The organism is Streptomyces sp. NPDC017056 (genome assembly GCF_044332485.1).
Taxonomy (GTDB): domain Bacteria; phylum Actinomycetota; class Actinomycetes; order Streptomycetales; family Streptomycetaceae; genus Streptomyces.
This window is the reverse complement of sequence record NZ_JBIRPD010000023.1, coordinates 154,243-161,331: the sequence shown is the minus strand read 5'-3', so window position 1 is coordinate 161,331 and position 7,089 is coordinate 154,243. Positions and strand designations below refer to the sequence as shown.

The window sequence follows — 7,089 nt, the reverse complement described above, 5'->3', positions numbered from 1 at the left end:
CGGCAGTCGTTGCGGCTGCCGGGCAGCGGCAGGCCGACCGTCACCACCAGGCGGCTGTTGGCGTCGATGACGACCTGCAGGTTGGTCGAGTACCGGTAGTTCTTGCTCGAGGACGCGAGGGTGCGGTCGCGGGTGGGTACCAGGGTTTTGTCGACGATGGAGACGGTGTCCTTGCGTGGCCGGCGGGCCGGGGAGATGGCCAGCAGCGGGGCGAGGTGGTCGAGGATCCTGTCGGCCGCGGATTTCGAGACCCCGAACAACGGCGCCACCTGCCGCAACGTGAGGTTCGTGCGCCAGTACGTCGCCACCAGCAGCACCCGGTCCTCGAGCGGCAGCCGCCACGGGCGGCCACGCTGAACGTCACCACCGCGACGCCGCACAGTGCCACCAGCCCGGCGAACTGCACCTCGGTCAGACCAGCAAACGGCTCGATCCACTTCGGATCACCTGCCGAGATCACCCCACCCATGCCCAACCAACGCGCCAACCGCACCACTGGTTACGGGACAACCTTTAGACGAGTATCAGTGTTCCCGGTGCGAGGAACTCCTGCGTCGGCGTTCGACTGGCTGCCAGAATGGCAGGGTGGACTACGACCTTACGCGTCTTGGGTGGCGGGAGTTTGCGCGGCTTGGCCCTGGTGTGTCCGCGTTCGGAGACGGTAAGGATGGGGGTGAGAGGTGACGTTCACGGACGGCTACGGCGTAATCCAAGCCAAGCGCAAACAGCTTTCCTCCGGCATCGGTTCGGGCGCCGCTGAATGGCTTGAACGTCAGGTCGAGGCTGAACTAAAAGAGTGATTGCGTCCCGACTCGAAACGGGGACGCATTCCGGAGTACTTGCTGTTCGTGTCTAACGTCCCCCTCTCGCCTGTGCCCGAGACCGGTGGCATTGCCCGAGTGGACCATCTCATCTCCTCCTACGCCTTGCTCCCAGCCGATGGCAAAGGGGGGCTTGTCGAACCGGTGCTGGTCTTGGCCTGGTGTCTGCGGTCGAGGGGATTGGCCCGCGCAAGGTGATGCCATGCACGCGTTGGGCCCGTTCGATCCGGGCCGGCGACGCGTAGGCGGTGTCCACCGCATGCTTGCCCGGGACCAACTGCAGGCGGCTAAATTTCTGCCGATGGTCTTGTCGGATGCTGCCCTTGGCCCGGGGTGATGGTGGTGGCCACGGGCTCCACCAGATGCGTAAGGTCCATGTCGCAGGTCTCGGTGAGGTGGGCACGGTAGCCGCTGCAGTCGGCATCTCGGTTGCGGCAATAGTCCGGCATTGCGGTCATAGGGGGCGAACCGCCAGTGCGGCAGGCGGTAACGTGATGCCTCCTGCCAGTGCAGTGGTTCGTCCACCCCCCAGTAGTATTGGTGCTCCCAGACTTGCTGCAGGATCTCCGCGTGCGGAAGCGTCTGCAAGCGGGGTGGGGGCAGTGGCCGCCCAGGGGTAGCGATGAGGAATTGTTGCCCGTCCCGCCGAACCCCTCGGCGCGTTCGCGTACCGCCGCCTTACCGCCTGACACCTTCCCGAACTCGACCTTCAGGCCATAGCGCTTGGCCCGCTGCGGCTCGATCAACGGCCCACCGAACTGGGCTGGCGCGCCCGTCGTTGCCGACGCTCGCCGCCCATGCCCTTAATCTCTATGACCAAGGCGTCGATCCAGGGAACCCGGCGTCCTCTTTCTTCATCTTCTCGCCTGGAACACTCATCGCGCTGTGTACGGAGCTGTTATGAACCGTCGTCCTGCTTATATAGCGGCCCTTGCCCTAACCTTTTCGCTAGCTCTGTCCGGATGCTCCAGTGACGACGCCCCAGTGTCCTTCGGCGGCGGTCCGCAGCCTCGGCAGGACGAGGTCGCGAGAGATGTTCAGCTGCCGACAAAACAGCGCGAGTGGACGACGCAGCGAGAGCTACCCGACGGCACCAAGGTGGTGTGGACGACCCTGAAAGGGAAAAAATCGGGGTTCACGGGTCGAGTATGGGCCTGGGTTCCCAAACAGTACGACGATCCGAAGTACAAGAAAAGTGCGTTTCCGGTCCTCACCGCCCTGCCTGGGTCGGTCGGCTACCCCACCAATTATTGGTTCAGCAAGGAGTTCAAATTCCCGGAGCGGATGGGCGAAGGCGTCGAGTCGGGCAAGAGTCTGCCTTTCATCGTCGTCATGCCGGTTCTCAATGCGGACAAGAAGCATTATTACGACGGCAGTGACATTCCCAACCAACCTAAAATGGGAAGCTGGATGTCGGACGACGTCCCGGACCTGGTGAAAGAGAACTTCCGCACATACAAGGACCCCAAGGGGTGGGGCTTCTTCGGATCCTCATCCGGCGGCTATGTCGGCATGAAGATGGTGCTACAGCACCCCGACCGCTTCAGCGTCGCCGTCGCCGGCGGAACCGACACCGAGCCCGACTCGGAACTGTGGCGTGGGCACGAGAGGGAGAAGAAAGAGAACAGTCCCGCCTTCCTGGCCAGTCAATTGAGCAGGAAGGGTGGTCCCGAAGTTCACCTGTCGTTCCTCATGGGTAACGCGGAGCCCAGGAAGAACGTCGAGAAATTCCGCCAAAAGATCACTGCGGGACCGGTCAAAACGAAAATGCAGATCGTCAAGGGCAGCCACAGCGGCTACGCATACGCCGACGGATTCTTCGCGGGCGAACTCGAGTGGATGAGCAAGCTGATGCGCGGCCCCGTGGCCGGCGGTAGCTGACCCGAACCGCCAACTCGCCGTTCGGGCGCTCCGCGTCTCACCGCAGCCGCGTGATGATTTCGTCGGCGCGTATAGGGCCCGGACCGGAAAACCGGTTCGGGCCCTCCCATGAGCGTCACACGAAGAACTGGCAGTGTCATCCAGCCGTGGCGGCTTAGCCGGGCTTGCGGATCGCCACAGCGATTTCGATGCCGTCGTCGTGCAGCAGCTGGCGCAGGCCACCGAAGACGATGTGGGCGCCGTCGAGGGTATGCGTGTACAGGCGCGAGATCGCCGTGCTGTATTTGGGCATCGAGCATTGCCTGGGACGAATATTCACAGTTCGTCCGCGCCTCGAAGGTCTGCCCCTCGATGTCGCCGGGCAGCCCGGCCCCCCGACGGTGTGCAATCACCTCCTCCGTTCGGCGGTTTCGCGGGCCAGTACCCGCCACGCGGTTCCCGACGCGACGGCCCTGCACGACTCCACGGTCCGGACCATCTCCCGAACGGTGGCGTCGGGCGCAGCACCAAGTGCGCCTCAGCCGTTCCGGACGCACCGGGCCGAGGAGCCGGGCGCCAGCTTGAACATATGGCAGACCGCTCATAGGCGGTGAGCCACGTCCGTTCGCTGCTCGCTTGGCTGAACTCGTATGTGTTTGCGCCGGTGGCGTGTGCGTCGGAGCACTAGGGCGTGTTTTGAAGTTGGAGTAGCCGTTAGCCAGTGGTTGGTGACGGTGATGAAGTGCGTGGGCGATGGGCTCGAACGTCCACAGGGCGTCCATCGGGATCGCGAGCTGTCATCGTCCACTGCGTGGGCAGTGTTTCGATCTGTCCGACCGGCCACCCGGCGTCCAGGATTTGTGCGCGGACCTCACACAGTTGCGCGTGTGTTCCCACGCGCAGCCCCCATCCGGCCTTGCCGAGGGGATCGAGATCGGTGGTGGGGGCGGTAGCGGTTTCGACGATCATCAGGTGGTCATCGCCGCCGACGTCGATGACTGCGATCCGAGGATCACAAGGGGTCGCGGCGCGCTCGAAGGCGAGCACTGCTCCGAGCAACTCCGTGTAGTACGCCACGAGCCGGTCGAGGTCGGTGGTGGACAGAGTCAGATGGTTGATTCCGAAGAGTTCGGGCATGGTGGGCCAACTGTAGTGCAGTTGCTGGAGGGCACCTGGGTCGCGGTTTAGATGTCACAGCGCCTGGCGTATCAAGGTGAGTTGGATCGTGGCTTCGAAGCGGACGGCAGGTTTCTCGTACCGTGTCGCGCCCCCCGCGCCTGCTTGAGGAGCCCGGTCCGGCACGCGACTTGGTGGCTGGCCTTGTATGTCTCACGGTCGAAGCCGGGTGGGCGGCCGCCGGCCGAACCCCGGCGTCGGCGGCGGCCGACCTGGTCGCGCTTCTCCGCAACGGTGTGGGGGACCTGCCGGCGGCACAGGCATTCGCGGATCTTCCTGGAGGAGTAACCGCGTCGGCCAGGACGTGAGCGGGTCGAGTGCGCGGATCTCCGCCGCCGTTCCGCGGAACGCGGATGCGGGCCATGACCTCGGCGAACACCGGGGCATCAGCCCGCTATCCAGCGGTGACCACGGTGGCCAGGACATGGGAGGAGGCGTTGACGGCCAGATGAATCTTGGTGGTCGGCCCACCTTGCGAGCGGCCGAGTGCGTGATCGTCCGGCTCGGCCACCAGCCCGTCCGGACTCGTCCGGCCTGGACTGGCAGCCCCCTTTCACGAGCCCCGGCGGCGTGCTGGTGCGCTCGGCTGATCGTGGAATCGACCGGCACCTTCGACTCGATGGGTCCGGCAGCATCGGATTTGACCTGTAACTTCTTCAAGACCCTGGCCCAGGTGCCGTTGCTCTGCCGGCGACGAAAGAGCATGTAGGCGGTCTTCCACGGGCCGTACCGCTCAGGTATGTCCCGCCAGGGCGAGCCGGTGCGAGCGCGCCACCAGATCCCGTCGAAGACCTGCCGCCCGACCCGTGGCGGTCACCCCGTCTTCGGAATCGGCGGCAACAGCCGTTCCAGCCGTCCCACTGTTCGTCCGTCAGGTCTCCACGAGCCATCCAAAGATCGTTTCACGGTCTTGATCAACCTCTCCGAACAACACACCTAGTGCTGGCGGGACACCCCGGGGTGCTTCCCCGGGGTGGGGTGGCTCGGCGAACGGCTTCGTCCGAAGCGCCGGGGCACCGGCTTGTGGCAGCAGGTCCAGGGCGAGTCCCGGCAGCCCGCGCGCCGGGGCGGCGGCGCTGTACCGCTCCCGCTTCAACATCGAGACGGCACGGGCGGTGCAGGAGGCGGCCTACGACCTGGCCGCTCGGTGACAGGGCCGGGGCTGTTTCTGATCGAGGCACCGATGGGGGAGGGCAAGACGGAGGCCGCGCTGGCGGCGGCGGAGGTACTGGCGTCCCGGCTGGGCGTCAACGGGGTGTTCTTCGGGCTGTCCATCCGGACCACCGCCAACCAGATGTTCGGCCGCATCCTGAGATGACTCAGAAGCCAGGGCGCCGGCAGGACGGTGGCGCTGGCCCACGGCAAGGCGGCCTGTCAGCAGGACTACCGGGCCTTGCTGCAGAAGGCGGTGGCGTGGACGAGTGCGGGGGCGGGCGCGGTGGTCTCGCAGTGGGTCACGGGGCGCTACCGGTCGCTGCTGGCGCCGGTGATGGGCCACCGTGGACCAGCTGCTGCTGGCCGGCTTGGCCTCCCGGTACTTGGCGGTGCGGATGCTGGGCTTGGCGGGAAAGATCGTGGTGCTGGACGAAGTGCACGCCTACGACGCCTATACGTCGGGTCTGCTGCACGGTGTGCTGGCGTGGCTGGGGGCCCTGGGTGTGCCGGTGGTGGTGCTGTTGGCGACCTTGCCGGCTGGACGGCACTGTTGTCCTCTGCCAAGTAATTTTGACCGATTGAGCAGGTGATCTTGATCGGCGTGACTGAACGTATGCCACTACGCTGCGGTCAACGGGGCGAAAACCGGCTGGCCTCTGCGCAGAAGCTCCGTTTGCGGCCGCACTTTCAACTGAGCGTTTCGTCCGGCGGTGGGTTTTTGTTTCCGTCGGGTCAGGTGTCGCGCCAGTTCGGGGAGCGCCGGTGACGCGGCGGCCATGAGGTCGGCTTCGCAGTGGGGCGAGGCGCTGGCCGACCGCGCGGCCACTGGCTGCGGACAGTGGCAGCCATCGCATTGTCCGAGCCGACCGCTGACCGCCGACTGCCGACCGCCGACCGCCGTCCGTCGCCCGCACCGAGGAGTGCGCCCATGCCCAGCCTGGACATATCCCTGTCGCGTCCGAATCACCCTGCCACCGCCCGTGCTGTGCGGCCACCAGCGGCGCGTCGGGGATCTCCCGCAGACGGCAGGGCAGCGCCACGGGGGTTCTTGGCCGGTCGAATCGCTGACGCACCGGGCAGGCGCCGGGTCGTTCACCGGTCCCAACTTCGCCGTACGGACCGGCATCTGTCCGGCCTCGTCAACGTCCCTGGCGGGCCCGGTCACCCGGTGCCGTCGGACTCCTTTTGACTCACACAAGCGTGTCCTGGGTCTGTGCAGTCCCTGGCCCGGGCATCTCGCACTCGCTGCGTCACAGCATCCCGTGGGCCAGCACGCCAGGGGCGTGCTGGCAGGAGATCGGAATGAGAGTCCGCGGATGCTGGTCCGCGAGTCGGCAGGTGGCGCGCGCGATTGCAGTCCAACCGTTAGGACTACCCGAATATCAGGCGAATCACATTTGCGTTTTCACTCCTGTGAGTTATGTGTACACCTGAAAATTTTCACTTACTTTGGAGATGAAGGATATACGGAAAGGGAGGAGAGGGAGAATGCGTAAGTGTTTGGGTGCCGGACTCGCAGTTCTGGTACTGGCCAGCATCGCACAGGCGCCTTCCGCGGGGGCCTTTGCCTATGCGGGCGCGCCTCCGGTGAAGAGTGCGACCGCGGCGTCGCAGAAGGCCGGCTACTACGCGTACCCCTATCTGAAGTGCTCGGGCGGCTACGTCGCCTTCGGGTACGAGGGCACCAGGGAGCACAAGGACGACTGGTACGGCATGTACCAGGACCACAAGTGGCCCAGCGGCTCGAACGTCTACGACGGCATGGTCAGGTGGAAGGACGGCTGGGGACACACTCACTGGGCGTGGCAGTGGGCATCCTGGTCAAAGGAACGGGTAAGCGGGGTGAAATCAGGGACCTTCCACGTCATTTATTGGACGCGGAACAACGAAAATTTCGATTGGCACTACGCGGGGACCATGAGCCCGAAGTCGATCGACTGCAGGTGAGGCCAGCAGGTTCGCGCCGCCCAGGTCCGCTTACCGCGGCTGCGGCCGCTCGCGGTGGCAGGTTACGTACGCTGGCGCTTCCGGGGACGGCGTACGTGCCTGGGCGCCATCACCGTCGCCTGCGTCAGGC

Annotated in this window: 6 protein-coding genes and 2 pseudogenes; 4 read left to right on the top strand and 4 right to left on the bottom strand. The window is 65.4% G+C overall.

Features of this window, described 5'->3' with window-relative positions:
- Positions 1–469 (bottom strand): annotated as a pseudogene (locus tag ACH4OW_RS32945) (transposase family protein); the annotation flags it as partial.
- Between the two features lie 1,336 nt (positions 470–1,805).
- Between ACH4OW_RS32945 and ACH4OW_RS32940 the strand changes: the two are divergent.
- Positions 1,806–2,702: an alpha/beta hydrolase-fold protein gene (locus ACH4OW_RS32940; RefSeq protein ID WP_360131765.1), complete on the top strand. Its 897-nt coding sequence runs from the start codon at positions 1,806–1,808 to the stop codon at positions 2,700–2,702.
- A gap of 154 nt (positions 2,703–2,856) precedes the next feature.
- Here ACH4OW_RS32940 and ACH4OW_RS32935 read toward each other — a convergent pair whose 3' ends face one another.
- The 3 genes and pseudogenes from ACH4OW_RS32935 to ACH4OW_RS32925 all read right to left on the bottom strand — a co-directional run bounded on the left by ACH4OW_RS32935 (position 2,857) and on the right by ACH4OW_RS32925 (position 4,747).
- A complete protein-coding gene (locus ACH4OW_RS32935; protein WP_398031547.1) occupies positions 2,857–2,994 on the bottom strand; it encodes a hypothetical protein in 138 nt (45 codons plus the stop codon).
- A gap of 401 nt (positions 2,995–3,395) precedes the next feature.
- Positions 3,396–3,818, bottom strand: coding sequence for a VOC family protein (locus tag ACH4OW_RS32930; RefSeq protein WP_360131771.1), 423 nt, complete (start codon positions 3,816–3,818; stop codon positions 3,396–3,398).
- A gap of 54 nt (positions 3,819–3,872) precedes the next feature.
- Positions 3,873–4,747: pseudogene (locus ACH4OW_RS32925) on the bottom strand (IS5 family transposase).
- A gap of 293 nt (positions 4,748–5,040) precedes the next feature.
- Here ACH4OW_RS32925 and ACH4OW_RS32920 point away from each other — a divergent pair.
- From ACH4OW_RS32920 to ACH4OW_RS32910, 3 genes are all read left to right on the top strand, one after another.
- The gene (locus ACH4OW_RS32920; RefSeq protein ID WP_360131774.1) at positions 5,041–5,175 is read left to right on the top strand and encodes a hypothetical protein; all 135 of its coding nucleotides are present in this window, start codon (positions 5,041–5,043) and stop codon (positions 5,173–5,175) included.
- A 181-nt stretch (positions 5,176–5,356) separates the two neighbouring features.
- Positions 5,357–5,602 carry a hypothetical protein gene (locus tag ACH4OW_RS32915; protein ID WP_360131777.1) on the top strand — a complete coding sequence of 82 codons (246 nt, stop codon included), beginning with the start codon at positions 5,357–5,359 and terminating at the stop codon, positions 5,600–5,602.
- Positions 5,603–6,599: 997 nt separating this feature from the next.
- On the top strand, positions 6,600–6,959 hold the full coding sequence (locus ACH4OW_RS32910) for a hypothetical protein (RefSeq protein ID WP_360131780.1): 360 nt from the start codon (positions 6,600–6,602) through the stop codon (positions 6,957–6,959).
- The last annotated feature ends 130 nt before the right edge of the window (positions 6,960–7,089 follow it).

Coding starts and splice junctions, on each gene's coding strand:
- ACH4OW_RS32930 (WP_360131771.1), bottom strand. CDS start 3,818: ATGCCCGAACTCTTCGGAATCAACCATCTGACTCTGTCCACCACCGAC.
- ACH4OW_RS32935 (WP_398031547.1), bottom strand. CDS start 2,994: ATGCCCAAATACAGCACGGCGATCTCGCGCCTGTACACGCATACCCTC.
- ACH4OW_RS32920 (WP_360131774.1), top strand. CDS start 5,041: ATGGGGGAGGGCAAGACGGAGGCCGCGCTGGCGGCGGCGGAGGTACTG.